The following is a 24,861-nucleotide window of genomic DNA, read 5'->3' on the forward strand; positions in this document are numbered from 1 at the left end:
CACCCCGCCCGTCTCAGCCCCGCGCACCTCACCCCGCGCCTCAGCCCCGCGCGCGTACCGTGGCCAGGACGTCGCGGTCCGGCTGGAGGGTGAGGCTCGGGACCGGGAGGATTTCAGGTGCCGTGACGTCCAGGTGGTAGCGGCGGGCCAGGACCGCGAGGACGAGGACCGCCTCGACGAGGGCGAAACGGGTGCCGAGGCAGACGCGGGGGCCTCCGCCGAAGGGGAACCAGGCGTACTCGGGTATCTCCTCGGCGGGTTCGCCGTCCCCGTCGGTCCACCGCTCGGGACGGAAGGCCTCGGCGTCGCCGTACCAGCGGGGGTCGCGGTGGGTCGCCCACTGGCTGGACCAGACGCGGGTGCCGGCGGGCACGGGCATGCCGCCGAGGGTGGCGCCCTCCTTGGCCAGGCCGGTGATCAGCCAGATCGTGGGGTACAGCCGGAGGGTCTCCTTGATGACCGCCTGGGTGTACGTCAGGGAGGCGTAGTCGTCGTAGCCGGGCTCGTGGTCGGCGAGGACCCGGTCGAGTTCCTCCGTGAGGGCCTCGCGGACCCGGGGGTTGCGGGAGAGCAGGTACCAGGCCCAGACGAGGGTGGAGCTCGTGGTCTCGTGACCGCCGATGTAGAGGGTGACGGTCTCGTCCCGGATCTCCTGGTCGGAGAGGGACGCACCGGTCTCGTCCCGGGCGGCGAGCAGTCGGCTGAGCAGATCGGGGCGTTCGCCCCCGCCGTCGCGGTGCTGGGACACGACGCGGGAGACCTCCGCGTCGATGACGGCCGTGGCCCGCTTGATCCGGGCGCGGCCGGGGGTGGGGACCCAGTCGGGCAGGACCGCTCCGATGCCGCTGAACTCGGCCCCGATCTCCTTCTGCGCGACGTCCATGGCCCGGCCGATGACCTCGGCGTCGGCCGCCGTGTCGACGCCGAAGATGGTGCGGACGGCGACGAGTTGGGTGAGGGCGGCCATCTCCTTCCTGACGTCGACCCGCTGCCCGTCGCTCCACCGGTCGGCGAGGGCGACGGCGCACTCGCTCATCGTCGCCGCGTAGGAACGGACCTGCTTCGGACGGACGGAGGGCTGCACCAGGGACCGCTTGCGCCGCCAGTCCGCGCCCTTGGAGACGATGACGCCGTCGCCGAGGAGCGTACGGAAGGCGATGCCGAGGTCGGGCTGGTCGAAGGTGCGCTCGACCTCGGTGAGGAGTTCACCGACCGCGTCGGGGTGCGCGATGAAGAGCGAGGGCTTGCCGCCGAAGCGCCAGCGGACGAAGTCGCCACGGCTCCGGAGCTCCTCGAAGAAGGCGAGCGGGTTCTTGCCGAAGGCCGGCAGGTTCCCGAGGAAGGGCACGCCTCGCGGCCCCTCGACGACGACCGGGGCTTCCGCCGGGGCCTCTTCCCCCGCCGGCCGTTCCTCGTCCCGTGTCCCGGCATGCGGCTGACCGGCTCGCGTGGTCATGTGCGTCCCCTCCCCAACTGGCCTTTCCTGCTTGCGAGTCCATGCAAGCGGAAGGGCCCCCCGCACGCCACCCCTGTGGACAACCGCCTGTGGGCGACCTCTGCCGGCGACATGCCGAAGGGGCCCGTGGCGCGCACGCCACGGGCCCCTTCGAGAACCACCGAACCGTCAGCCCGTCAGCCCACCGAGCTGTAGGCGACGACCCCGCGCAGCAGCTTGTCCACGGCCTTGCGGGCGTTCTTGGCGACCGTGCTGTTCTCCTTGGGCGCCGCCGCGGCGATCTGACCGAGGACGTCGATCACCTGCTTGCACCAGCGGACGAAGTCGCCCGCGGGCATCTCCGCCTCGCGGAGCACCTCGTCGAGGCTCTTCTCGGAGGCCCACTGATAGGCGGCCCAGGCGAAGCCGAGGTCGGGTTCGCGCTGTCCGACCCCCTCCGCCTGGTTGATCTTGAACTCCTCTTCGAGGGCGTCCAGCCGGCCCCAGATCCGGACCATCTCGCCGAGCGCCACCTTCGCCTTGCCCGTGGGCAGCTTGGGCGCGACGGCGTCGTCGGCCTGCCGCGCCTCGAACACCAGCGCCGAGACGCAGGCGGCGAGTTCGGCCGGGTCGAGGCCCTCCCAGACGCGGTCGCGGAGGCATTCGCTCGCCAGCAGGTCGAGCTCGCCGTAGAGCCGGGCGAGCCGCTTGCCGTTGTCCGTGACCTCGTTGCCGCGCAGGTAGTCGAGCTCGGTGAGGAGCGCGACGATCCGGTCGAAGGTGCGGGCGATGGTGTTGGTGCGCCCCTCGATGCGCCGCTCCAGCTGCTGGGTGTCGCGCTGGAGGCGGTAGTAGCGCTCGGCCCAGCGGGCGTGGTCCTCGCGCTCGTCGCAGCCGTGGCAGGGGTGCGCGCGGATGGCGGTGCGCAGCCGGGCGATCTCGCGGTCGTCGGCCGCGGCGGAGCGCTGCCTGTGGTGGCGCTCGGGGTTGATGTGCCCGGCCTTGCTCCGCAGGGCGGAGGCGAGGTCGCGGCGGGACTGCGGGGAGCGCGGGTTGAAGGACTTGGGGATCCTCATGCGCTCCAGCGCCTCGACCGGCACCGGGAAGTCGATGGAGGCGAGCCTCTTGACCTGCCGCTCGGCGGTGAGGACGAGGGGGCGCGGCCCGTCGTGGTGCTCGAAGCCGCGGTGGCCGTTGGTGCGGCCGGCCGGGATGCCGGGGTCGAGGACGAGGGCGAGGCCCGCGAACTTGCCGGTGGGGACGTGGATGACGTCGCCGGGCTTGAGCTTCTCCAGGGAGCTGGCGGCCTGGGCGCGGCGCTGGGCGGCGCCCTGCCGGGCCAGCTCGGTCTCGCGGTCCTTGAGGTCGCGGCGGAGCCGCGCGTACTCCTCGAAGTCCCCGAGGTGGCAGGTCATGCCCTCGCGGTAGCCCTGGAGCCCCTCCTCGTTCCGCTGGACCTGGCGCGAGATGCCCACGACGGAGCGGTCGGCCTGGAACTGGGCGAAGGACGTCTCGAGCAGCTCGCGCGAGCGGTGCCGGCCGAACTGGTCGACGAGGTTGACCGCCATGTTGTACGAGGGCCTGAAGCTGGAGCGCAGGGGGTACGTGCGCGTGCCGGCGAGGCCGGCGAGGTGGTCGGGGTCGAGGCCGCGCTGCCAGAGCACGACGGCGTGGCCCTCGACGTCGATGCCGCGGCGGCCGGCCCGGCCGGTGAGCTGGGTGTACTCGCCGGGGGTGATGTCCGCGTGCTGCTCGCCGTTCCACTTGACGAGCTTCTCCAGGACGACGGAGCGCGCGGGCATGTTGATGCCGAGGGCGAGGGTCTCGGTGGCGAAGACGGCCTTGACGAGGCCGCGGACGAAGAGCTCCTCGACGACCTCCTTGAAGGTCGGGAGCATGCCGGCGTGGTGGGCGGCGATGCCCCGCTCCAGGGCTTCGAGCCACTCGTAGTACCCGAGGACGTGCAGGTCCTCGCCGGGGATGGCGGCGGTGCGCGCCTCGACGATCTCGCGGACGCGCTGCCGTCCCTCGTCGTCGTTGAGCCTCAGGCCGGCGTAGAGGCACTGCTGGACGGCGGCCTCGCAGCCGGCGCGGCTGAAGATGAAGGTGATCGCGGGCAGGAGGCCCTCGGCGTCGAGGCGCTCGATGACCTCGGGCCGGCCGGGCGTCCAGATCCGGGAGCGCTGGCGGCGCTCGCGCTCGCGGTCGGCCTCGCGGACCATCTTGCCGCGCCGCCGGTCGCGCGGGTTGTACGTGCGCGTGTTCTCGGTGCGGGCGAGGCGGAGGAGGTCGGGGTTGACCTCGCGCCGGGACGCGCCGCGGCCGCCGTGGTCGGTCTCCTCCTCGAAGAGGTCGTACATCCGGCGTCCGGCGAGGACGTGCTGCCAGAGGGGGACGGGGCGGCTCTCCGAGACGATGACCTCGGTGTCGCCGCGGACGGTGTCGAGCCAGTCGCCGAACTCCTCGGCGTTGGACACGGTCGCGGAGAGCGAGACGAGGGTGACGGACTCGGGGAGGTGGATGATCACTTCCTCCCAGACGGCGCCGCGGAAGCGGTCGGAGAGGTAGTGGACCTCGTCCATCACGACGTATCCGAGGCCGGAGAGGGCCTGGGACCCCGCGTAGAGCATGTTGCGGAGGACTTCGGTGGTCATGACGACGATCGGGGCGTCGCCGTTCACGCTGTTGTCGCCGGTGAGCAGGCCGACCTTGTCGGGGCCGTACCGCTTGACGAGGTCGGCGTACTTCTGGTTCGACAGCGCCTTGATGGGGGTCGTGTAGAAGCACTTGCGGCCCTGGGTGAGGGCGAGGTGGACGGCGAACTCGCCCACGATGGTCTTGCCGGAGCCCGTGGGCGCGGCGACGAGCACGCCCTTTCCCGCTTCGAGAGCCCGGCACGCCTCGATCTGGAAGGGGTCCAGATCGAAGTCGTACAGCTCGCGGAAGGGCGCCAGTGCGGTGCGCCGCTCGGCGTTGCGGGCGCGGGCGGCCGCGTACGCCTCGGCTGGTGTGAGGTCCTCTGTCATCTTGCTGTCGAGCCTACCCGTCACCTGTGACAGTGACGCGATCTTTACCGAGGGGATGCGGAAGGCTCGGCTCCGGGGGGCGCGGCGCGGGCGCCGCGGCCGGCGGCGGGATCGACGAAGGCGGTGAGGCCGCCGGACACGGCTCTCCCCCCGGACGGAGCCCGGGGGGAGAGCCGACAAGGATGGGGTCGGGATCAGGTGATGTCGTCGTAGCCGTTGAGCCGGTGCGTGCCCGCACCGCCGTGCTCCCCGGTGGCCTGCTCGGGCAGGGCGCGGACCGCGCCCACGGGTTCGACGGTCCCGACGGCCTCGGGGGTGAGGTCGAGCGAGGAGGCCTCGTCGTCGTCGAGCTCGGCGTCGGGGTTGTTGCGCCGGCGCCGGCGGTCGTTGAGGAGGGAGAACCCGACGGCCCCGAAGTACAGGACGGTGATGGGCCCGGCCAGGGCGAGCATGCCGACCGGGTCGGTGGTGGGGGTGATGACGGCGCCGAAGACGAAGACGCCCATGATCACGCCGCGCCACCAGCCGGCCATCCGCCGGCCGGACAGGACGCCGGTGAGGTTGAGCATCACCAGCACCAGCGGGAGCTCGAAGGCGAGGCCGAAGACGAGCACCATGCGCAGGGTGAAGTCGAGGACGTCGCCGAGCGAGAGGATGTTCGCGGAGCCCTCGGGCGTGAGGCTGATGAGGACCTTCACGCTGACGGGCAGGATGAGGTACGCCAGGTAGGCGCCGGCGGCGAACAGCGGCACGGCCGCGCCCACGAACGCGTACGTGTACTTCTTCTCGTTCTTGTGCAGGCCGGGCGCGACGAAGGCCCACAGCTGGTACAGCCAGACGGGGCTGGCGACGACCAGGCCCGTGGTCAGGGACAGCTGGATCGTCGTGCTGAAGGGGGCCATCAGCGTGTTGAAGGAGACGATCGCGCAGTTGCCGCCGTTACTGGTGACGTGCGGTGCGCAGGTGGGCACCGACCTCGTCAGGAACTGCATGAGCTCCTCGCTGTACACGAGGGCCACGATCGTCACCGCCGCGATGGCCAGGAGACCCTTCGCCAGGCGGTTGCGGAGTTCACGCAGGTGCTCCACGAGGGGCATCCGGCCCTCGGGATCCTTCTCCTGCTTGCGGGCAGACTTGGGCAACCCACGTCCTCATCTCGTGCGGCAGGCCGCCGCCCGGTGCGGCGGCCGCGGCGGACCGGGTCAGCGCTTGGTGGTGTCCGAGGGCTCGGTCACGGGACGCGCGCTGGTCACGTCGCCGGGAGCGGCCTGGATGGTGCGCGGGGCGGGCTCCTGCGTGCCGGTGCCGGCGTGCGGGGGCTCGGCGGGGGCGCTCTGCTGGTCGTCCGCCTTCATCGCCTTGGCCTCGCTCTTGAGGATGCGGGCCGACTTGCCCAGCGAGCGCGCCATGTCCGGGAGCTTCTTGGCGCCGAACAGCAGGATGACGACGACGAGGATGAGAATGATCTCGGTGGGGCCGAGCCTACCCATAGCTGTTTACCTTCTTCACCGAGGCGACAGGGAGTACGTGCCCGGCGGGTCGGACAGGCGTCCGGCCACCGCGCTGTCTGCGATCGTAACCCGCAGGAGTAAACGCGGGGCAATGCCCCTGCGTACTCCCGATTGCGTCCCCCCGACCGCGACCGGGAACGCTTCCCGCAGCGCGGGACGGGGATTCAGCGGAGCGTCTCACCGGTTCGGGCGAGTCCGACGGCGGCGGTCTCGAGTTCTTCGGCGGCCTGCTGGATCCGGTGTGTGGTGTGGGCCACTTGACGGCCGAGGCGCTGGACCTCCAGGAACACCTTGACGGCGAGGACGCCGAGGACGGCGATGCCGAGGAAGCCGAGGGCGATGGCGAGCATGGGCCAGAACATGTGCTGAGCCTAGACCTTGGGCGGGTGCGGGTCGTTCAGACGGTGGTGTGGAGGCGCAGGGTGCGGACGCCGCCGCCGGTGAGGAGTTCGACGATGCGCTCGCCCGCGGGCTTGCGGACGGAGCTGCCGCACTCGGGGCAGGTGAAGGAGTAGAAGGTGGTGCGGCGGCTCGCCCCGATGGCGAGGCGCAGGGCGCTCGCGGAGAGTTCGAAGCGCGAGCGGCAGTCGGGGCAGGCGGCCTTGAAGAGGACCGGGGCCATGGACGCCGCAAAACCGTGCATCACGGACATCTCCCTCATCTCTCTCGACTCTGGCATCACGTCAGTAACAGCGTCCCGGGCGCGGGGAACGTCACACGCCCCCGCGGACACCCCTGCGACCGGCGACCTCACACACCCTCGTACGCGGCGAGCGCGGCGGCCGCCGCCGTCCTCGCGCTGTCGGCCAGCTCCGCCGGCGCGACGATCCGCCCGTCGCTGCCGAGCCGCAGCGCCAGCCTGCGCAGCGAGGCCGGGTCCGGCGTCCGCAGTGTGATCCGCAGCCCGCCGTCCGGCAGCTCCTCGGCCCGGTCGTGCGGGTAGTACTCGGCGACCCAGCGCCCGCCGGGCCCCACCTCGACCACGACCTCCGGGTCGTCGGCCGACGGGTGGACCAGGCCCTCGGAGAGGTCGCGCAGCTCCAGCTCCGGCGGCGCCGCGTGCTCGTCGAGGATCCGGATCTCCACGACCCGGTCGAGCCGGAAGGTGCGGCGCGCCTCGGAGAGCCGGCACCACGCCTCCATGTAGGTGTGGCCGACGGCGAAGAGCCGGATCGGGTCCACCTCGCGCTCGGTGAGCTCGTCGCGCGCGGGCGAGTAGTACCGCACCCACAGGCGCCTGCGCTCCGAGATGGCCCGGTCGACCTCGGCGAAGACCCCGCCCTCGGACTCGAAGGTCACCGAGAGCCGGGCGCTCGCCCCGGCGGCCTCGCCGGCCGCCGCCTCCAGCTTGGCCGTGGCGCGCAGCAGGGCGTCCCGGTCGCCCTCCCGGAGCCCCGGCAGGGTGGCGACGGCCCGGGCGGCGACGAGCAGCGCGGTCGCCTCGTCGGCGGCGAGCCGCAGCGGCGCGGCCACGTCGTCCGGGTTGTGCCACCAGATCCGGTCGCCGTCGGTGTCGATGTCCAGGAGGTCGCCGCCCCGGAAGCTGGTGCCGCACATGGGCAGCACGTCCAGGTCGGAGATCAGCTCGTCCTCGGTGATCCCGAAGGCGCGCGCCACGTCGGCGACGTGGGCGCCGGGGCGCTCGCGGAGGTAGGTGACGAGCGAGAGCATCCGCCTCGTCTGGTCGATCGCGTTGGCAGCCATGCGGTACGTCTCCCCCTCAGCCCTTGGCCACGGCGCGCAGCCGTTCCACCACGTCGGCCCGCAGATCGGCGGGCTCCAGCACGACCACGTCGGGGCCGAACTCGACGAGCCAGGCGTCGAGCCCGTGCCCGTACGGGATCTCCAGCTCGTCCCAGCCGTCGTCACCCTCGGTCACGGCCTGGGCGCGGGCCCGCAGCGGGTAGCCGCAGCCGGCGCGCAGCCGGATCCGGGCGGAGCGGGTGGCGGTCTCGCCGGCCCAGCTCTCGACGGTCTCCCGGACGGTCACGACGTCGGGGACGGGCGCGGTGAAGGCGCCGGCGCGGGAGCGGACCTTGCCGGTGATGCGGGAGAGCCGGAAGACGCGCTCGGCGCCCCGGTCGCGGTCCCAGCCGGCCAGGTACCAGTGGCCGCGCCAGCACTCCAGGGTCCAGGGCTCGACGTGGCGGGTCTCGGGGCGGGCGGCGTTGGCCTTGCGGTAGTCGAAGACGACGGGCCGGCGGTCGCGGCAGGCCAGCATGAGCGGCTCGAAGGCGGCCTCGTGGACCGGGATGCGCGGTTCGAGGGCGCTGGGCTGGGTCTCGTACGAGTCCTCGGCCTCGGGCATGCCGGCAGCGCGGAGCTTCTGGAGGGCGCCACTGGCGGCTCCGGCGAGCCGGGCCTGCTGCCACACCTTGGCGGCGAGGCCGAGCGCGGCGGCCTCCTCGGCGTCGAGGGTGATCGGCGGCAGCCGGTTGGAGTCGCGGCGGGCCAGGTAGCCGGTCTCGCCCTCCAGGTTCTCGACGGTCTCGATGACCAGGCCGAGCTCGCGGAGGTCGTCCTTGTCCCGCTCGAACATGCGGTTGAAGGCCTCGTCACTGCTCGCTTCGAGGTAGGCCTCGATGGAGCCGCGGAGCTCTCGCTTGCTCAGCGGACGGCGCGTCCCGAGCAGACACAGCGCGAGATTCATCAGCCGCTCGGACTTGGCAATCGCCATCGACGCCCTGCACCCTCTTCCGCCGGTTCCACTTCTCGGACGTCCGACCGTACCGCCCCGGGGTGTCGGGACCAAAGCCGAGGGCCCCCGCCGTGGACGGCGGGGGCCCTCGGACCGGCCCGGACCGGTCTGGACCGGCCTGGACCGGTCGGCGTTACTTCACGGCCACGAGGTCGCAGACGAAGATCAGCGTCTCGCCCGGCGCGATCTTGCCGCCGGCGCCACGGTCGCCGTAGGCGAGGTGGGCGGGGATCGTCAGCTGGCGGCGGCCGCCGACCTTCATGCCCTGGATGCCCTGGTCCCAGCCGGAGATGACCTGGCCGGCGCCGAGCTTGAACTCGAGCGGGGTGCCGCGGTTCCAGGAGGCGTCGAACTCCTCGCCGGTGGAGAAGGCCACGCCCACGTAGTGGACCTGGGCGAGGTGGCCGGCCTTGGCGACCTCGCCGTCGCCCTCCCAGATGTCCTTGATCTCCAGGTCCTTCGGCGGCTCGCCGCCCGGGAAGTCGACCTCGGGCTTCTCGATGCTCACTGAACTGCTCCTCAAACCGATGAACTGCGCGATGACGATCCGCGCGAACGGGACAGTCTTACATCTTCGTCAGGATGTCCACGGCGAAGACCAGCGTGGAGTTCTTCGGGATGCCCTGCTGCTCCTTGTCGCCGAACGCCTCCGACGGCGGGGCGACGATCAGGACGCGGCTGCCGACCTTCTTGCCGACGAGGCCGTCCTTGAGGCCCTTCAGCGTCAGGTTCGCGAGCGGGAAGTTCTGGGGCTTGCCCGTGGTGTAGGTCGAGTCGAAGACCTTGCCGTCCTTCCACAGGGCGGCGACGTAGTTCACGACGATCGTGTCGGTGGCCTTGACCGCCTCGCCCTTGGACTCGAGCACGTAGTTCGAGACGAGCTTGGTCGGCGGGTCGGTCTTCGGGATCGTCAGCGAGGGGGCCTTGCCGTCGGTGTTCGTGCCGACCTTCGGCAGGTCCTTGTCGTCCTGGGCGACCTCGGTGCCCGTGGCGGACTTCGGGATCGTCACGGCCTTCAGGATGTCCACGACGAAGACGAGGGTGGCGTTGGGCTTGATGCTCGGCGGCGAGCCCGCCTCACCGTAACCGAGCTCCGGCGGGATGCCGATCTCGATGCGGCTGCCGACCTTCTGGCCCTCCAGGCCCTGGTCCCAGCCCTTGATGACCTGACCGGCGCCCAGTGTGAGGTCGAAGGGCTGACCGCGGTCGAAGCTGTTGTCGAAGGGCTTGTCGGAGTCCCAGGCCTGGCCCAGGTAGTTCACCTGGAGCGCGTCGCCCTTCTTCGTCACCGCGCCCTTGCCCTCGCTGATGACGTTGACCTTCAGTTCCTTGGGCGGGTCGCCCTCGCCCTTGGAGAGGGTCGGCTTCTCCCCGAACTTCTCACCCGCGGTGATGGCGGGCAGTCCGTTCTTCATCGAGGCGGAATCGGAGCCCTTGTCGTCGCTGCCGCAGGCCGCTGTGGAGAGCAGCAGCAGCGGGACGACGAGAAGGCCGGCAAGTCGGCGCACGTGTTCCTCAGATCTCAGACGGCACGGTAGTGGTGCCGACACTCTAGGCGCTCCTCCTGTCACGTCGAGGGCCCCGCACGCCGAACGTGCGGGGCCCTGCCGGTCGGTACGACCCGTCCTACATCCCGGCGATCAGCTTTTCCACCCGGTCGTCGACGGAGCGGAACGGGTCCTTGCACAACACCGTGCGCTGTGCCTGGTCGTTGAGCTTGAGGTGGACCCAGTCGACGGTGAAGTCCCGCCGCTGCTCCTGCGCGCGGCGGATGAAGTCGCCGCGCAGCCGGGCCCGAGTGGTCTGCGGGGGCACCGACTTGCCCTCGAAGATCTTCAGGTCGTTGCAGATCCGGGCCGCCTGGCCGTTCTTCTGGAGCAGGTAGTACAGCCCGCGACGACGGTGGATGTCGTGGTAGGCGAGGTCTATCTGCGCGACCCTCGGGTTCGACATGGTCATGTTGTGCTTGGCCCGGTACCGCTCGATGAGCTTGTACTTCATGACCCAGTCGATCTCGGTCTCGATCCGGTCGAGCTGCTCGCTCTCGATCGCGTCGAGCGTACGGCCCCACAGCTCCAGGACCTGGGCGACCGTGCCGGCGCGGATGCCCCGGCGGTCGACGAAGTCCACGGCCTTCTCGTAGTACTCGCGCTGGACCTCCAGGGCGGAGGCCTCGCGGCCGCTGGCGAGGCGGACCTTGCGCTGTCCGGTGATGTCGTGGCTGACCTCGCGGATGGCCCGGATGGGGTTCTCCAGGGTCAGGTCGCGCATCACCGTGCCCGCCTCGATCATGCGGAGCACCAGGTCGGTGGCACCGACCTTGAGCAGCATGGTCGTCTCGGACATGTTGGAGTCGCCGACGATGACGTGCAGCCGGCGGTAGCGCTCGGCGTCGGCGTGCGGCTCGTCCCTGGTGTTGATGATGGGGCGCGAGCGGGTGGTGGCCGAGCTGACGCCCTCCCAGATGTGCTCGGCGCGCTGGGAGACGCAGTAGACCGCGCCGCGCGGGGTCTGGAGGACCTTTCCCGCGCCGCAGATGAGCTGCCGCGTCACGAGGAAGGGAATGAGGATGTCCGCGAGCCGGGAGAACTCACCGTGACGGGCGACGAGGTAGTTCTCGTGGCAGCCGTAGGAGTTTCCGGCCGAGTCGGTGTTGTTCTTGAAGAGGTAGACGTCGCCCGCGATTCCCTCCTCGTGCAGGCGGCGTTCGGCGTCGACGAGCAGGCCCTCGAGAATGCGCTCGCCCGCCTTGTCGTGGGTGACCAGTTCGGTCACGTTGTCGCATTCCGGTGTTGCGTATTCCGGATGCGAGCCCACGTCCAGGTACAGGCGGGCGCCGTTCCGCAGGAAGACATTGCTGCTGCGGCCCCATGACACGACACGGCGGAAGAGGTAGCGCGCCACTTCGTCAGGAGACAGTCGGCGCTGTCCCCTGAACGTGCACGTGACGCCGTACTCGTTCTCCAGCCCGAAAATGCGGCGGTCCATGTCTGAACATTACGCCTGACGGCGTGCGCTGAAACCGGGTTGGACGCCCCCGTTTCGATCATTTTCCGATCAGTGCGTGTTCTTTTCGGCGTGTACGGCGAGGGGAGCCGCCTCTCCGTCGGCGTGTCGCGCGTCGGCACCGGCGCCGCCGGGCGTGTCGGGGACGGTGAGGACGCGGCCGGTGGCGAGCAGGACGAGCAGCGCGACGAGGCCGCCCGCGCCGGCCACGGCGAACCCGGCCGCCGTTCCGGCCAGTTCGACCGCCGGTCCCGCGACGGCGGAGCCCAGGGCCGCGCCGACGCCGAAGGTGGTGACGAGCCAGGAGAAGGCCTCGGTGACCGTGCCGCGCGGGGCGTGCCGGTCGACCACGATGAAGGCGCAGGCGAGGACGGGGGCGAGGAAGACCCCGGAGAGCACCGAGAGGCCGGTCATGGCGACGGGGCCGGGGGTGAGCATGAGCGGCAGGTAGCAGAGCGCCAGGAGGGCCACGAGGACCCGCAGCCGCCGCTCGGGCGCCCCGGCCCATCGCCGGGCGCCGTAGAGGACGCCGCCCGCCAGGGCGCCGAGGCCGAGGGCGGCCATCAGCCAGCCGTACACGGACGGCGTGCCCCGGTCGTCGGCGTAGGCCACGGCGGCGACGGTGATGGAGCCGAGGGCGAGGCCGACGAAGAAGAACGAGCCGAGGAGGGCGAGGAGCCCGGGCGAGCGCAGGGCCCCCAGCCAGTGGGCCTCGCGGGGGGCGGAGCGCCAGGCGCGGGAGGGCTCGGAGAGGACGACGGCGAGGGCGCCGAGGATGCCCAGGACGTTGATGACGAGGAGGGCGGCGGCGGGCGACCACAGGGCGACCAGGAGGGTCACCAGGAGCGGGCCCACGGTGAACATGACCTCCTGGGCGACGGCGTCCAGGGCGTACGCCCGGTGGACCCGGTCCTCGCGGCCGAGGACGCTCGGCCAGAGGGCGCGCAGGCCGCCCTCCAGGGGCGGGGTGAAGAGCCCGGCGACCACGACGGCCGCGTAGGCGAGGGCCAGGTGGCCGATGCCGGTGAGGGCGAAGAGGGCCATGCCGAGCGCCGAGAGGACGGCGGCGGGCAGCTGGACGCGGGGCTGGCCCTTGAGATCGACGGCGCGGCCGAGGAGCGGCTGCCCGACGGCGTTGGAGACGCCGTAGGCCGCGATCAGTCCGCCGGCCAGGGTGTAGCTGCCGCCCTGGTCCCGGACGAACAGGGTCATGGCGATGGGGCCGGTGCCGTTGGGCAGGCGCCCGACGAGGGTTCCGGCGAGGAGCCGGGCGGCGTGCGGCGCCCGGAGTATGTCCAGGTAGCCGCCGTGCGCGGGGGCCTCGGTGGCCATGTCACTCTCCCGTCACCTCGGAACCACGCCGAGGTTTTACGTATAACGTCCTGAGTCATACGTACCATGACGGCGTGACGCGGGTCCACCCCGCACCCCCCAGGCCGCGGGCCCGCCCGCGCCCCGCCCCCCGACCACCGTCCCACGCGGAGGCCATCCGTGCAGTCCCCCGAGCCCTCCGGCGCCCGCCCGACCAGCAGGGACGTGGCCCGGGCCGCGGGCGTCTCCCAGGCCACCGTCTCCCTGGTGCTCGGCGAGAAGTGGCGCGGCCGGGTCTCCGAGCGCACCGCCGAGTCGGTCCGCCTCGCCGCCCACGAGCTGGGCTACCGTCCCAACCTCGCCGCCCGCAACCTGCGGCTCGGCCGGACCCGCACCGCCATGCTCGTCGTCCCCGCCCTCACCAACGAGTTCTTCGCCCACGTCCACACCGGCGCCGCCCTCGCCGCCGCGCGGCACGGCTTCGGCGTCGTCCTCTACCCCTCCCCCGACGGCGTCGGCCCCGCCCGCGACCCCTTCGCCTCGGCCCAGGCCGCCCTGGACGGCGTCATCGCCTCCTCCATGGCCGCCGACGCCCTCAAGGCCTTCCGGGGCACCGACCTGCCCCTCGTCATGCTCGACAGCGACCCGGCCGACCCCGGCGCCTCCGCACACGTGAACCTCGACGTCGCCGACGGCATGCGACGGGTGACCGACCACCTCCTCGAACTGGGCCACCGCCGCTTCCTGCACCTGGCCTCCGCCGCGCCCTCCTGGACCTTCGACGTACGGGCCGAGGTCCTCGCCCGCGCCCTGCGCGGCGCGGACGTGCGCACCGTGCGCTCGGCCCTGAACGTCGCGGACGCCCGGGAGGCCGCCGGCCTGGCCCTCGCCGCTCCCGGCACCCGGCCCACGGCGGTGATCTGCGACGACGACATCCTCGCGGCCGGCGTCTGCAAGGCCGCGCGCCGGCTCGGCCTGCGGGTTCCCGAGGACCTCTCGGTCACCGGCTTCGACGACATGGCCCTGGCGACCGTGCTGGAGCCCGAACTGACCACGGTCCGGCTGCCCGCCGAGGAATTCGGCCGCCGGGGCATGGAAGCGCTCATCGCCGTCCTCGCGGGCGAACGGCCCGAACCCGTCGCCCTGCCCGTCGACCTGGTCCCGCGCGGCTCCACGGGCCCCGCACCGGCCGTCTGAGCCCGGAAACCGGCGCCCGGTCCCGGAAACGACGGAGGGGCCCCGGTCCACCCGGACCGGGGCCCCTCCGTCGTAGAGCCGCGACTACTCCTCGGGCGCCTCGTCCGAGGGCTCGTCCGTCTTCGCCGCCGCCGCGTTGTCCGCCTCCAGGAGGCGCGACAGCTGACGGCCGACGATCCGCTTGAACTTGCGCTGCTGCGGACGCGTGCGGTCGAGCACCGCCACCTCCAGGCGCTCCGCGGGGATCTCCCGCTCGGTGCCGTTGGTGTCCCGCGACAGGGCCTGCACGGCCAGCTTCAGGGCCTCGGCCAGCGACATGCCGTCCCGGTGCCGCTGGTCCAGGAAGGAGCTGATCTGCTCCGCGTTCCCGCCGACCGCGACCGAGCCGTGCTCGTCCACGATCGAGCCGTCGTGCGGCAGCCGGTAGATCTGGTCGCCCTCCGGCTCGGAACCCACCTCGGCGACGACCAGCTCCACCTCGTACGGCTTCTCCCCCGCGCTGGAGAAGATCGTGCCCAGGGTCTGGGCGTAGACGTTGGCCAGGCCGCGCGCGGTGACGTCGTCCCGGTCGTAGGTGTAGCCCCGCAGGTCGGCGTAGCGCACACCGCCGATGCGGAGGTTCTCGTACTCGTTGTACTTGCCGGCGGCGGCGAAGCCGATCCGGTCGTAGATCTCGCTGAACTTGTGCAGGGCACGGGACGGGTTCTCACCGACGAAGACGATGCCGTCGGTGTACTGGAGGACGACCAGGCTGCGGCCGCGGGCGATGCCCTTGCGGGCGTACTCGGCCCGGTCGGCCATGGCCTGCTGGGGTGAGACATAGAACGGCGTGGACACCGGCTACCGTCCCTTTCTTCCGGTCTGAAGGGCTTCTACGGGCGACGAAACGGTCAGAGCAGTGCGGCACGCGGCCCGTCGGGCTGCTCCAGGCGCCGCTCGGTGATCGACCGGGCCAGCTCGGAGGACTCCGCCTCGCTGAGCCTGCGGAAACCCTCCTCCGTGATGACGGTGACGATCGGGAAGATCCGGCGGGCCAGGTCGGGACCACCGGTCGCCGAGTCGTCGTCCGCCGCGTCGTAGAGCGCCTGCACCACCAGCGTGGTGGCCTGCTCCTCGGTCAGGTCGGCGCGGTACAGCTTCTTCATCGAGCCGCGCGCGAAGATCGAGCCGGAGCCGGTGGCGGCGAAGCCGTGCTCCTCGGAGCGGCCGCCGGTCACGTCGTACGAGAAGATCCGGCCCTTCTCCTTGCCCTCGTCCCAGCCCGCGAAGAGCGGCACGACGGCGAGCCCCTGCATGGCCATGCCCAGGTTGCCCCGGATCATGGTGGAGAGACGGTTCGCCTTGCCCTCCAGGGAGAGCGTCGCGCCCTCCACCTTCTCGAAGTGCTCCAGCTCCAGCTGGAACAGCTTGACCATCTCCACGGCGAGGCCGGCGGTGCCGGCGATGCCGACGGCCGAGTACTCGTCGGCCGGGAACACCTTCTCGATGTCCCGCTGCGCGATCATGTTCCCCATGGTGGCCCGGCGGTCACCGGCGAGCACGACGCCCCCCGGGAACGTCGCGGCCACGATGGTGGTGCCGTGCGGGGCCTCGACGATCCCCTCGGGCAGCTTCCGGTTCCCCGGGAGCAGCTCCGGCGAGTGATCGGCCAGGAAATCCATGAACGAGGACGAGCCCGGCGTCAGGAAGGCCGCCGGCAGACGCCCTGTGCTACGAGTGTTGGGTTCCACAGGTTTCCTTCCACGTACGCGGCCGCACGCCTTATGACATCCGGCCGATCCTTGAACTGCCCCAGCGCCGCGTTGCAGCCGAAGCACAGTACGCCTCGGACCTTACCCGTCCCATGATCGTGATCCACATGTTCCGCCGGACCTTCCCGGCAGATCAAGCAGACACCACCCTGGGCGGCGATCATCTGGTCGCGCTCGGCTTCGGTGATGCCGTACTTGCGCTTGAAGTAGCTGGCCCGATTGCGCTGCGCCCGACACTCCCGGCAATAGCTGGACCAACCGTCCGAACTGGCCCTGTTCGGTTCCCAGTCGGAGTGGGGTTTGACCTCTCCGCACTGAGGACACCGCTTGTGCCCGGACGGCACGGGCACCTTGACCCGTACCGTCCGCCCGGCCGCTTCCTGGCGCGCCTTGTAATGCGCTGCCTGACACTCCCGGCAGTACGCCTGTAATCCGTCCCGCATCGCGCGGTTACCCGCGAATGCGCCATGAGGCTGGACTCGCCGACAACGAGAGCACCGCTTCATGCCTTGCGGCACCGGATTGACCACGAGCCCCCCACCTACCTTCGATCTGAAGGTAAAATGGCCTCAGCGAGCCTCACTCGCCACCCTTTTGCACGAACGACCGCACGAAATCCTCGGCATTCTCTTCCAAGACGTCGTCGATCTCGTCCAGGACGGAGTCCACGTCGTCGCTCAGCTTCTCCTGGCGTTCCTTGAGGTCGGAGCTCGCCTCGGTGGTGGTCTCCTCGACCTCCTCCGTGGATCGCGTCGCCTTCTGCTGTCCGCCGCCGGTGTCCTTGGTCGCCATATCCCTCACCCCGCTCGAATCGGCCCGCTCGGTTGAGTCCGTACAAGATCAGACCCTATAGGTCGGGTCTGACTTCGGCCCCGCAGTTTCCACAACGCCCGGGCACTGATTCCATGATTCCCAGTGCCGGGGTATTTCAGGCCCGTACCGGGCCCCCTGTTCAGCCGCCGGACAGGACGCGGACGAGTTCCTCCGCGGTCCGGCAGCGGTCCAGCAGTGACTTCACGTGGGCCTTGGTGCCGCGCAGCGGCTCCAGGGTCGGCACGCGCTGGAGGGAGTCCCGGCCGGGCAGGTCGAAGATCACCGAGTCCCAGGAGGCCGCGGCGACGTCGTCGGCGTACTGCTCCAGGCAGCGGCCCCGGAAATAGGCCCTGGTGTCCTCCGGAGGCGCCGTCTCCGCCCGTTCCACCTCGGCCTCGTCCAGGAGCCGCTTCATGCGCCCGCGGGCCACCAGGCGGTTGTAGAGGCCCTTGTCGGGGCGTACGTCCGCGTACTGGAGGTCCACCAGGTGCAGCCGGGCCGCGTCCCAGTCCAGGCCGTCACGGCGCCGGTAGCCCTCCATGAGCTCCCGCTTGGCGACCCAGTCCAGCTCGCCGGCGAGGCTCATCGGGTCGGTCTCCAGGCGCCCCAGGGTGTCCTCCCAGCGTGCGAGGACGTCCATGGTCTGCTCGTCCGCGTCGGAGCCGTAGCGCTCCTCCACGTACTTCCTGGCCAGCTCGAAGTACTCCATCTGGAGCTGGACCGCGGTCAGGGTCCGGCCGCTGCGGAGCGTGATCAGGTACTGGAGCGACGGGTCGTGCGAGACCTGGTGCAGGGTGCGGACCGGCTGGTCGACGGCGAGGTCGACCGTGATGAAGCCGTCCTCGATCATCGAGAGGACGAGGGAGGTGGTGCCGAGCTTGAGGTAGGTGGAGATCTCCGAGAGGTTCGCGTCGCCGATGATCACGTGCAGGCGGCGGTACTTCTCGGCGTCGGCGTGCGGCTCGTCCCTGGTGTTGATGATGGGCCGCTTGAGGGTGGTCTCCAGGCCCACCTCGACCTCGAAGTAGTCGGCCCGCTGGCTGAGCTGGAAGCCGTTCTCCCGGCCGTCCTGGCCGATGCCCACCCGTCCCGCGCCGGTGACGACCTGGCGGGAGACGAAGAAGGGCGTGAGGTGGCGCACGATGTCCGAGAAGGGGGTCTCCCGCTTCATCAGGTAGTTCTCGTGCGTGCCGTAGGACGCGCCCTTGTTGTCGGTGTTGTTCTTGTAGAGGTGGATGGGCTGGGCCCCGGGGAGCTGGGCGGCGCGCTCGGCCGCCTCGGCCATGATCCGCTCGCCGGCCTTGTCCCAGAGGACGGCGTCGCGCGGGTTGGTGACCTCGGGCGCGCTGTACTCGGGGTGGGCGTGGTCCACGTAGAGGCGGGCCCCGTTGGTGAGGATCACGTTGGCCAGGCCGATGTCCTCGTCGGTGAGCTGGCTGGAGTCGGCGGCCTCGCGGGCGAGGTCGAAGCCGCGGGCGTCCCGCAGCGGGTTCTCCTCCTCGAAGTCCCAGCGGGCGCGGCGCGCCCGGTGCATCGCCGCCGCGTAGGCGTTGACGATCTGGGACGAGGTGAGCATGGCATTGGCGTTCGGGTGTCCCGGGACGGAGATCCCGTACTCCGTCTCGATGCCCATTACTCGCCGTACGGTCATGCGGCCCTCCTTGCCCGGCGGCGCTCACGGTGCGCGACTCGGCGGTACCGATGAGCCTAGAACGGCTCCGCGCTGGTGGGGAGATCGGTTGCGCTATTTCCCTGCGGTGCCGGGGAAATGCTGGATGGAATGCGACGGCTGCGGATGCCCGGTTTCCGGACATCCGCAGCCGGTGGGCGTTTTACAGGTACTGGCCGGTATTGGCCACCGTGTCGATGGAGCGTCCGGTGTCCGCGCCCTGCTTTCCGGTGACGAGTGTGCGGATGAACACGATCCGCTCGCCCTTCTTTCCGGAGATCCGGGCCCAGTCGTCGGGGTTGGTGGTGTTGGGCAGGTCCTCGTTCTCCTTGAACTCGTCCACGCACGCCTGGAGGAGGTGGGAGACCCGGATGCCCTTCTGGTTGTGGTCGAGGAAGGCCTTGATGGCCATCTTCTTGGCCCGGTCGACGATGTTCTGGATCATCGCGCCGGAGTTGAAGTCCTTGAAGTACAGGACTTCCTTGTCGCCGTTGGCGTACGTGACTTCGAGGAAGCGGTTCTCCTCGGATTCCGCGTACATCTGCTCGACGACGGACTGGATCATTCCGTGGGCGGCGGCGGCCTTCGAGCCGCTGTGCTCGGAGATGTCGTCCGCGTGGAGCGGCAGGTTGGCCGTGAGGTACTTCGCGAAGATGTCCTTCGCGGCCTCCGCGTCCGGACGCTCGATCTTGATCTTGACGTCGAGCCGGCCGGGCCGCAGGATCGCGGGGTCGATCATGTCCTCGCGGTTGGAGGCGCCGATGACGATGACGTTCTCCAGGCCCTCCACGCCGTCGATCTCGGCGAGCAGCTGCGGGACGATGGTGTTCTCCACGTCCGAGCTGACACCGGAGCCGCGGGTGCGGAAGAGGGATTCCATCTCGTCGAAGAAGACGATCACGGGGGTGCCCTCGCTCGCCTTCTCCCGGGCACGCTGGAAGACGAGGCGGATGTGCCGCTCGGTCTCACCGACGTACTTGTTGAGGAGCTCGGGGCCCTTGATGTTGAGGAAGTAGGACTTCCCCGCGGGCTGACCGGTCACCTCGGCGACCTTCTTGGCCAGGGAGTTGGCCACGGCCTTCGCGATCAGCGTCTTGCCGCAGCCGGGCGGGCCGTAGAGCAGGATGCCCTTGGGCGGCCGCAGTTCGTGCTCCTTGAAGAGGTCCGGGTAGAGGTACGGGAGCTCGACCGCGTCGCGGATCAGTTCGATCTGGTTGCCCAGACCGCCGATCTTGTCGTAGTCGACGTCCGGGACCTCTTCCAGAACGAGCTCTTCGACCTCGCTCTTGGGGACCACCTCGTAGACGTAGCCGGACCTGGGGTCGAGCAGCAGGGCGTCGCCGGCGCGGATGGTGACGTCCAGCAGAGGCTCGGCGAGCCTCACCACCCGCTCCTCGTCGGTGTGCCCCACCACCAGGGCGCGCTCGCCGTCCTCAAGGATCTCCTTGAGGGTGACGATGTCCCCGGCGCGCTCGAACTCCATGGCCTCGACCACGTTGAGCGCTTCGTTGAGCATGACTTCCTGGCCGCGCTTGAGCTCTTCGAGCTCGATGCTCGGGCTGACGTTCACCCGGAGCTTGCGGCCGCCGGTGAAGATGTCGCACGTGCCGTCCTCGTTGGCCTGCAGGAAGACACCGAAGCCGGCCGGCGGCTGTGCGAGCCGGTCGACCTCCTCCTTGAGGGCCACGATCTGGTCGCGGGCCTCACGGAGCGTGTTCGCGAGTCGTTCGTTCTGCGCGGACACGCCGGCCAGGTTGCTCTGCAGCTCGACGATCCGCTCTTCGAGAATCCTCGTGTGACGCGGAGAGTCGGCGAGCTTGCGGCGCAGGACGGCGATTTCCTGCTCGAGATAGGCAACCTGACCGGCGGGGTCTTCAGACCCCCGCCCCGGCCGGATGCCGCGGTTGATGTCGTCGTCGTGGGCTGCCACGGTCCTCACCTCCTCCAAGGGGAGCTGGACGCTTCCTGACCCTACCTGCGTGGGTGGTGATTGAAACCCCTAGATCAAAAAGACTCCGGGGTGTGTCCGATCTTCACCCTTGCGCTTCCCCTCTCGCCAGGGGAATACCCACCCTTCACCGTCTGAAAGCGGGCGGTTGTATCGTCGTTACCGGTCAACACCCGTCAGGGGTGGCCCGACTTATCGCGCGAAGCAGAAACGGCAGGAGATATGACCGTGCAGCACGAGGCCCCGGCGACGGGTGCCGAGGAGGCGCTGGAGGTCTGGATCGACCAGGACCTGTGCACCGGTGACGGGATCTGTGCGCAGTACGCCCCCGAGGTCTTCGAGCTCGACATCGACGGGCTCGCTTATGTGAAGAGCGCCGACGACGAGCTGCTCCAGGACCCGGGGGCCGCCACGCCGGTGCCGCTGCCGCTGCTCCAGGACGTGGTGGACTCCGCGAAGGAGTGCCCGGGCGACTGCATCCATGTGCGCCGGGTCGCGGACAAGGTCGAGGTGTACGGCCCCGACGCCGAGTGACGGCTCAGACGCCGAGTGCGTCGGCCTGGTCGCCGCGGACGAAGGCGCCGCCCCGCCAGCGCCAGCTGACCTGCTCCTTCTCGTCGGGGCAGCAGCTGGGCACGTCGGGGGACGAGTAGCCGAGCAGGGTGGCGCGCACGGCTCCGTCGCGTACGGCGAGCTCGGTGACGTTCCGGCGCTGCTCGGGTGCGACGAGGGTGGCGACCACGCGCGCGGGGGTGCCGTTCTTCTTTCCGCGCGTGAGGACGTAGACGCCGCTCGGCGGGGTGCCGGAGCCGGCTTCGCAGTGCACGACCGCAACGGTCTCGGGGTTCCCGTCGCCGTCGAGGTCTCCGGAGACCCGTTTCGCGACCGTGTGGGGGCCTCCCCCGCATTCCAGGGGGTAGGAGACCGCGGCGGCGTCCGGGGCGGGTGCCGGGTGCGGGGCGGCGGCGGGGGCGGTGCCGACTCCGGCGGGGGCGGTGCCGACTCCGGCGGGGCCGGGCTGGAGCAATCCGGCGAGGGCGACGACCGCGGCGGTCGCGGTGGCGGTGGCCAGCCAGTGGGCCGGCCGGGCGTGGGTGTGGGTGAGGTCCGCGAGGTCCGGGGCGGCGGAGTGCTGCACGCGAGACGTCTCCTGTGGGGTGGTGCGGCGGGGGTTCCCGGCATCGTGCCATACGTCACAGGGGGACGGAACAGGTGGGGTGTTCCTGCTCTCCGGAGCGGCGGACAACATGAGGACGCCGCCGACGACTTCCCCTCGGACGCGGGGGAAGTCGTCGGCGGCGCGGTGTGGGTGTCGGGACGTCAGCCCTTGTTGGGGCCCTCGTAGTCCTCGCCGTAGGCGCCCTTGGCGGGGCGGCGGCGGCGCATCGGGGGCTCGACCCCGTCCGCGAGGCGGCGGGCGGTGACGAGGAAGCCGGTGTGGCCGATCATGCGGTGATCGGGGCGGACGGCGAGGCCCTCGACGTGCCAGTTGCGGATCATGGACTCCCAGGGCTGCGGCTCGGCGTAGCAGCCGAACTCGCGGATGGACTCCACGGTGCGGGCGAGCTGGGTGGTGGTCGCCACGTAGCAGCAGAGGATGCCGCCGGGGACCAGGGCCTTGGAGACGGCCTCCAGGCACTCCCAGGGGGCGAGCATGTCCAGGATGACGCGGTCGACGTCGGTGTCGGACAGGTTGTCCTGGAGGTCGCCGACGGTCAGCTGCCACGCGGGGTGGGGGCCGCCGAAGTAGCGCTCGACGTTGCCCTTGGCGATCTCGGCGAAGTCCTCGCGGCGCTCGTAGGAGTGCAGCATGCCGCTGTCCCCGATGGCGCGCAGGAGGAAGCTGCTCAGCGATCCCGAGCCCACTCCCGCTTCCACGACGCGGGCGCCGGGGAAGATGTCGGCGAAGGCCAGGATCTGCCCCGCGTCCTTGGGGTAGACCACGGCTGCGCCGCGGGGCATGGACAGGACGTAGTCGGGGAGCAGGGGGCGCAGCGCGAGGTAGGCGACGTTTCCGGTGGTACGGACAACGCTGCCCTCGGGGGCGCCGATCAGTTCGTCGTGCGGGAAAGAACCCTTGTGGGTGTGGAAGTTCTTTCCCTCTTCGAGCGTGAACGTGTAGTGACGGCCCTTGGGGTCGGTCAGCTGAACCTGGTCCCCGACCTTGAAGGGCCCGCGTCGGCGGGCGGCACCGGTCGGTTCGGACATGTGACCAGAGTACCGGGGTTACGTGGACGGTCGTGCCATGGCCCTGACGAAGGCCCGTTCGACGTCGGTGGTGGCGAGGACCCCGTAGATCTCGCCGGTGTCCTCCACCACGAGGTACTCGGTGGCGGGGCTGGCGCGGAGGTGGTCGAGGAGGGGCTGACCGGTGAGTTCGGCGGGGACCCGCATGCCGTCGGTGAGGTCCTGGGCGAGGGTGCTGACGGCGACCCAGGGGCGGCGGTGCTGGGGCACGGCGGCGATGGCGGCCTCGCGGACGATGCCGGTGGGTTCGCCGGTGGCGTCGACGACGACGAGGGCGCGGGCGCCGGCCTCGTTGGCGCGGCGGAGGGCCTCGGAGAGGGGCGTGACGGGTTCGACGGGGATGGCCCGGCGGGTGAGGGCGCGGGCGCGGAGCTCGGGGAGGTGCTCGCGGAGGCGGGCCATGCGCAGGCTGTTGCCGGCGCCGGTCCAGATGATCGCGGCGAGGATCGCGGCGAGGAGGGCGTCGGTGACGGTCTCGAAGCCGCTGATGTCGTCGGTGGAGTTGCCGAGGAGGCCGGTGCGGGTGAGCAGGGGCAGGCCGACGAGGACGAGGACGGCGAGGGCGCGGCCGACCCAGGCGGCGGCGACGGTGCCGCTCATGGGCTTGCCGGTGATCTTCCAGACGACGGCGCGGAGCATGCGGCCGCCGTCGAGGGGGAGGCCGGGGAGCAGGTTGAAGGCGGCGACGATCAGGTTGGAGATCATCAGGCCGCCGAGGAGGACGCCGGGGACGGTGCCGGGCTCGACGGCGTGGAGCGAGAGGTAGAACACGCCGGCGAGGACGAGGGAGAGCAGGGGGCCGACGAAGGCGAGGACGAATTCGCGGCCGGGGGTCTCGGTCTCCTTCTCGATCTCGGAGACGCCGCCGAAGAACTGGAGCTGGATGCGGCGCACCGGGAGCTTGAAGCGGAGCGCGGCGAGGGTGTGGGCGAGCTCGTGGACGAGCACGGAGGCGTAGAAGGCGACGGCGAAGAAGAGGGAGACGAGGTAGCGGGCGGCGCCGAGCTCGGGCAGGACGCGGTCGATCTGGTCGCCGAAGACCCAGGTGATCAGGGCGGCGACGACGAACCAGCTGGGGGCGACGTAGACGGGCACGCCGAAGGGCCGTCCCATGAGGATCCCGCCGCCGGGCTCCTCGGTCCGCTGCGGCTTGGGCTCGTCCTGGTTCACGGGTTCCTCTCGTCGCGTGGTGTGACCCGCGTCGGTGCGTCACGGTTCGATCATGCAGTGCGGCGGGGTCCCAGGTCGATGGTATTCCGCCCGCTGTCGGCGGCGGGTCGTAGGGTCTTGTCATGAGTACGAGCGAGCAGGTGCCGGTGGAGTCCCGGGCGCCCATGTCGTTGTCGCCCTCTCGGGCGAGCGATTTCATGCAGTGTCCGCTGCTGTACCGGTTCCGGGTGATCGACCGGCTGCCGGAGAAGCCGAGCGCGGCGGCGACGCGGGGCACGCTGGTGCACGCGGTGCTCGAGCGGCTCTTCGACGATCCGGCGGCGGAGCGGACGGCGTCGCGGGCGAAGTCGATGGTGCCGGGGCAGTGGGAGCGTCTTCTCGCGTCGAAGCCGGAGCTGGCCGAGCTGTTCGCGGAGGATCCGGACGGGGAGCGGCTGGCGGGCTGGCTGGGCGAGGCGGAGGGGCTGGTCGAGCGGTGGTTCACGCTGGAGGACCCGACGCGTCTGGAGCCGGCCGAGCGTGAGCTGTTCGTGGAGACGGAGCTGGATTCGGGGCTGCGGCTGCGCGGGGTGATCGACCGGGTCGACGTGGCGCCCTCGGGGGAGGTGCGGATCGTCGACTACAAGACGGGGAAGGCGCCGCGGCCCGAGTACCGGGACGGCGCGCTGTTCCAGATGACCTTCTACGCGCTGGTGGTGTGGCGGCTGAAGGGGGTGATCCCGCGGCGGCTGCAGCTGGTGTACCTGGGCAGCGGGGAGGTGCTGACGTACGACCCGGTGGAGGCGGACCTGCTGCGGGTGGAGCGGAAGCTGCTGGCGCTGTGGGACGCGATCCGGCTGGCCACGGAGTCGGGCGACTGGCGGCCGCGGCCGACGAAGCTGTGCGGTTGGTGCGACCATCAGGCGGTCTGTCCCGAGTTCGGGGGGACTCCCCCGGTCTATCCCCTGAAGATCGTTTCCGCGCGCCCGCCGGAGTCGGGTGAATCGGGGCAGGGCAGAATGGACCCGGCCCAGCCGTCTTCCTGAGCGCAGCCCGCGCCGGCGCGGGCGCACCTCGTGAGCCCAGCCCCGTGAAGGAGC

General features: G+C 70.9%; 24 protein-coding genes. 3 read left to right on the forward strand and 21 right to left on the reverse strand.

Annotation, left to right across the window (positions count from 1 at the left end; genetic code table 11):
* Positions 1-40: 40 nt before the first annotated feature.
* The 12 genes from ACIGW4_RS36705 to ACIGW4_RS36760 form a co-directional block, all read right to left on the reverse strand.
* The gene (locus tag ACIGW4_RS36705) at positions 41-1,456 is read right to left on the reverse strand and encodes a cytochrome P450 (RefSeq protein ID WP_123450563.1); all 1,416 of its coding nucleotides are present in this window, start codon (positions 1,454-1,456) and stop codon (positions 41-43) included.
* A gap of 176 nt (positions 1,457-1,632) precedes the next feature.
* Positions 1,633-4,461, reverse strand: coding sequence for an RNA helicase (locus ACIGW4_RS36710; RefSeq protein WP_123450565.1), 2,829 nt, complete (start codon positions 4,459-4,461; stop codon positions 1,633-1,635).
* Between the two features lie 194 nt (positions 4,462-4,655).
* Positions 4,656-5,558, reverse strand: a complete 903-nt coding sequence (gene tatC, locus ACIGW4_RS36715; RefSeq protein ID WP_185094740.1) for a twin-arginine translocase subunit TatC — start codon at positions 5,556-5,558, stop codon at positions 4,656-4,658.
* A gap of 105 nt (positions 5,559-5,663) precedes the next feature.
* Positions 5,664-5,951, reverse strand: coding sequence for a Sec-independent protein translocase subunit TatA (gene tatA, locus ACIGW4_RS36720; protein ID WP_359591939.1), 288 nt, complete (start codon positions 5,949-5,951; stop codon positions 5,664-5,666).
* A 185-nt stretch (positions 5,952-6,136) separates the two neighbouring features.
* A complete protein-coding gene (locus ACIGW4_RS36725) occupies positions 6,137-6,334 on the reverse strand; it encodes a hypothetical protein (RefSeq protein WP_359591937.1) in 198 nt (65 codons plus the stop codon).
* Between the two features lie 35 nt (positions 6,335-6,369).
* Positions 6,370-6,633: a hypothetical protein gene (locus tag ACIGW4_RS36730; RefSeq protein ID WP_123450571.1), complete on the reverse strand. Its 264-nt coding sequence runs from the start codon at positions 6,631-6,633 to the stop codon at positions 6,370-6,372.
* 89 nt (positions 6,634-6,722) lie between these two features.
* Positions 6,723-7,676, reverse strand: coding sequence for a YafY family protein (locus ACIGW4_RS36735; protein WP_123450573.1), 954 nt, complete (start codon positions 7,674-7,676; stop codon positions 6,723-6,725).
* Positions 7,677-7,692: 16 nt separating this feature from the next.
* Positions 7,693-8,649, reverse strand: a complete 957-nt coding sequence (locus ACIGW4_RS36740) for a YafY family protein (RefSeq protein ID WP_123450575.1) — start codon at positions 8,647-8,649, stop codon at positions 7,693-7,695.
* A 154-nt stretch (positions 8,650-8,803) separates the two neighbouring features.
* A complete protein-coding gene (locus tag ACIGW4_RS36745; protein WP_398710705.1) occupies positions 8,804-9,178 on the reverse strand; it encodes an FKBP-type peptidyl-prolyl cis-trans isomerase in 375 nt (124 codons plus the stop codon).
* Positions 9,179-9,236: 58 nt separating this feature from the next.
* Positions 9,237-10,178 (reverse strand): FKBP-type peptidyl-prolyl cis-trans isomerase, encoded by a 942-nt coding sequence (locus tag ACIGW4_RS36750; RefSeq protein WP_123450579.1) that lies wholly within the window; start codon positions 10,176-10,178, stop codon positions 9,237-9,239.
* Between the two features lie 118 nt (positions 10,179-10,296).
* Positions 10,297-11,658: a Pup--protein ligase gene (pafA, locus tag ACIGW4_RS36755; protein ID WP_030691901.1), complete on the reverse strand. Its 1,362-nt coding sequence runs from the start codon at positions 11,656-11,658 to the stop codon at positions 10,297-10,299.
* A 69-nt stretch (positions 11,659-11,727) separates the two neighbouring features.
* Complete coding sequence (locus tag ACIGW4_RS36760; RefSeq protein ID WP_123450581.1) at positions 11,728-13,008, reverse strand: MFS transporter; 1,281 nt, start codon at positions 13,006-13,008, stop codon at positions 11,728-11,730.
* A gap of 159 nt (positions 13,009-13,167) precedes the next feature.
* On the opposite strand from ACIGW4_RS36760, the gene ACIGW4_RS36765 reads away from it, so the two are divergent.
* Complete coding sequence (locus ACIGW4_RS36765; protein ID WP_359591934.1) at positions 13,168-14,184, forward strand: LacI family DNA-binding transcriptional regulator; 1,017 nt, start codon at positions 13,168-13,170, stop codon at positions 14,182-14,184.
* A gap of 84 nt (positions 14,185-14,268) precedes the next feature.
* Here ACIGW4_RS36765 and prcA read toward each other — a convergent pair whose 3' ends face one another.
* The 6 genes from prcA to arc all read right to left on the reverse strand — a co-directional run bounded on the left by prcA (position 14,269) and on the right by arc (position 20,347).
* The gene (gene prcA, locus ACIGW4_RS36770; protein ID WP_123450585.1) at positions 14,269-15,021 is read right to left on the reverse strand and encodes a proteasome subunit alpha; all 753 of its coding nucleotides are present in this window, start codon (positions 15,019-15,021) and stop codon (positions 14,269-14,271) included.
* A 53-nt stretch (positions 15,022-15,074) separates the two neighbouring features.
* The gene (gene prcB / locus ACIGW4_RS36775) at positions 15,075-15,914 is read right to left on the reverse strand and encodes a proteasome subunit beta (RefSeq protein WP_123450586.1); all 840 of its coding nucleotides are present in this window, start codon (positions 15,912-15,914) and stop codon (positions 15,075-15,077) included.
* Positions 15,866-16,441, reverse strand: a complete 576-nt coding sequence (locus tag ACIGW4_RS36780; RefSeq protein WP_399585937.1) for an endonuclease VII domain-containing protein — start codon at positions 16,439-16,441, stop codon at positions 15,866-15,868. The genes prcB and ACIGW4_RS36780 overlap by 49 nt, the downstream gene beginning before the upstream one ends.
* 73 nt (positions 16,442-16,514) lie before the next feature.
* Positions 16,515-16,727 (reverse strand): ubiquitin-like protein Pup, encoded by a 213-nt coding sequence (locus tag ACIGW4_RS36785; protein WP_015032443.1) that lies wholly within the window; start codon positions 16,725-16,727, stop codon positions 16,515-16,517.
* Positions 16,728-16,887: 160 nt separating this feature from the next.
* On the reverse strand, positions 16,888-18,399 hold the full coding sequence (dop, locus tag ACIGW4_RS36790) for a depupylase/deamidase Dop (RefSeq protein WP_359591930.1): 1,512 nt from the start codon (positions 18,397-18,399) through the stop codon (positions 16,888-16,890).
* A gap of 181 nt (positions 18,400-18,580) precedes the next feature.
* The gene (arc, locus tag ACIGW4_RS36795; RefSeq protein WP_123450594.1) at positions 18,581-20,347 is read right to left on the reverse strand and encodes a proteasome ATPase; all 1,767 of its coding nucleotides are present in this window, start codon (positions 20,345-20,347) and stop codon (positions 18,581-18,583) included.
* 240 nt (positions 20,348-20,587) lie between these two features.
* On the opposite strand from arc, the gene ACIGW4_RS36800 reads away from it, so the two are divergent.
* On the forward strand, positions 20,588-20,899 hold the full coding sequence (locus tag ACIGW4_RS36800) for a ferredoxin (RefSeq protein ID WP_399585920.1): 312 nt from the start codon (positions 20,588-20,590) through the stop codon (positions 20,897-20,899).
* A 4-nt stretch (positions 20,900-20,903) separates the two neighbouring features.
* On the opposite strand, the gene ACIGW4_RS36805 is transcribed toward ACIGW4_RS36800, so the two are convergent.
* From ACIGW4_RS36805 to ACIGW4_RS36815, 3 genes are all read right to left on the reverse strand, one after another.
* Positions 20,904-21,503 carry a hypothetical protein gene (locus ACIGW4_RS36805; RefSeq protein WP_399585922.1) on the reverse strand — a complete coding sequence of 200 codons (600 nt, stop codon included), beginning with the start codon at positions 21,501-21,503 and terminating at the stop codon, positions 20,904-20,906.
* A 182-nt stretch (positions 21,504-21,685) separates the two neighbouring features.
* Positions 21,686-22,573, reverse strand: a complete 888-nt coding sequence (locus ACIGW4_RS36810) for a tRNA (adenine-N1)-methyltransferase (protein ID WP_015032448.1) — start codon at positions 22,571-22,573, stop codon at positions 21,686-21,688.
* A gap of 18 nt (positions 22,574-22,591) precedes the next feature.
* A complete protein-coding gene (locus tag ACIGW4_RS36815) occupies positions 22,592-23,725 on the reverse strand; it encodes a site-2 protease family protein (protein WP_359591950.1) in 1,134 nt (377 codons plus the stop codon).
* 179 nt (positions 23,726-23,904) lie between these two features.
* Between ACIGW4_RS36815 and ACIGW4_RS36820 the strand changes: the two genes are divergently transcribed.
* Positions 23,905-24,807 (forward strand): RecB family exonuclease, encoded by a 903-nt coding sequence (locus ACIGW4_RS36820; RefSeq protein ID WP_123450602.1) that lies wholly within the window; start codon positions 23,905-23,907, stop codon positions 24,805-24,807.
* The last annotated feature ends 54 nt before the right edge of the window (positions 24,808-24,861 follow it).

This window comes from Streptomyces sp. NPDC053513 (assembly GCF_044544765.1).
Classification (GTDB): Bacteria; Actinomycetota; Actinomycetes; order Streptomycetales; family Streptomycetaceae; genus Streptomyces; species Streptomyces litmocidini.

Bases quoted from the DNA above. Each gene is read 5' to 3' on its own strand.
- ACIGW4_RS36815 (WP_359591950.1), bottom strand. From the start codon at position 23,725: ATGGGACGGCCCTTCGGCGTGCCCGTCTACGTCGCCCCCAGCTGGTTC.
- ACIGW4_RS36785 (WP_015032443.1), bottom strand. From the start codon at position 16,727: ATGGCGACCAAGGACACCGGCGGCGGACAGCAGAAGGCGACGCGATCC.
- dop (WP_359591930.1), bottom strand. From the start codon at position 18,399: ATGACCGTACGGCGAGTAATGGGCATCGAGACGGAGTACGGGATCTCC.
- ACIGW4_RS36800 (WP_399585920.1), top strand. From the start codon at position 20,588: ATGACCGTGCAGCACGAGGCCCCGGCGACGGGTGCCGAGGAGGCGCTG.
- tatA (WP_359591939.1), bottom strand. From the start codon at position 5,951: ATGGGTAGGCTCGGCCCCACCGAGATCATTCTCATCCTCGTCGTCGTC.
- ACIGW4_RS36810 (WP_015032448.1), bottom strand. From the start codon at position 22,573: ATGTCCGAACCGACCGGTGCCGCCCGCCGACGCGGGCCCTTCAAGGTC.
- ACIGW4_RS36725 (WP_359591937.1), bottom strand. From the start codon at position 6,334: ATGTTCTGGCCCATGCTCGCCATCGCCCTCGGCTTCCTCGGCATCGCC.
- ACIGW4_RS36780 (WP_399585937.1), bottom strand. From the start codon at position 16,441: ATGAAGCGGTGCTCTCGTTGTCGGCGAGTCCAGCCTCATGGCGCATTC.
- pafA (WP_030691901.1), bottom strand. From the start codon at position 11,658: ATGGACCGCCGCATTTTCGGGCTGGAGAACGAGTACGGCGTCACGTGC.
- ACIGW4_RS36735 (WP_123450573.1), bottom strand. From the start codon at position 7,676: ATGGCTGCCAACGCGATCGACCAGACGAGGCGGATGCTCTCGCTCGTC.
- ACIGW4_RS36820 (WP_123450602.1), top strand. From the start codon at position 23,905: ATGAGTACGAGCGAGCAGGTGCCGGTGGAGTCCCGGGCGCCCATGTCG.
- ACIGW4_RS36760 (WP_123450581.1), bottom strand. From the start codon at position 13,008: ATGGCCACCGAGGCCCCCGCGCACGGCGGCTACCTGGACATACTCCGG.
- ACIGW4_RS36710 (WP_123450565.1), bottom strand. From the start codon at position 4,461: ATGACAGAGGACCTCACACCAGCCGAGGCGTACGCGGCCGCCCGCGCC.
- ACIGW4_RS36730 (WP_123450571.1), bottom strand. From the start codon at position 6,633: ATGAGGGAGATGTCCGTGATGCACGGTTTTGCGGCGTCCATGGCCCCG.
- ACIGW4_RS36740 (WP_123450575.1), bottom strand. From the start codon at position 8,649: ATGGCGATTGCCAAGTCCGAGCGGCTGATGAATCTCGCGCTGTGTCTG.
- ACIGW4_RS36705 (WP_123450563.1), bottom strand. From the start codon at position 1,456: ATGACCACGCGAGCCGGTCAGCCGCATGCCGGGACACGGGACGAGGAA.
- tatC (WP_185094740.1), bottom strand. From the start codon at position 5,558: ATGCCCCTCGTGGAGCACCTGCGTGAACTCCGCAACCGCCTGGCGAAG.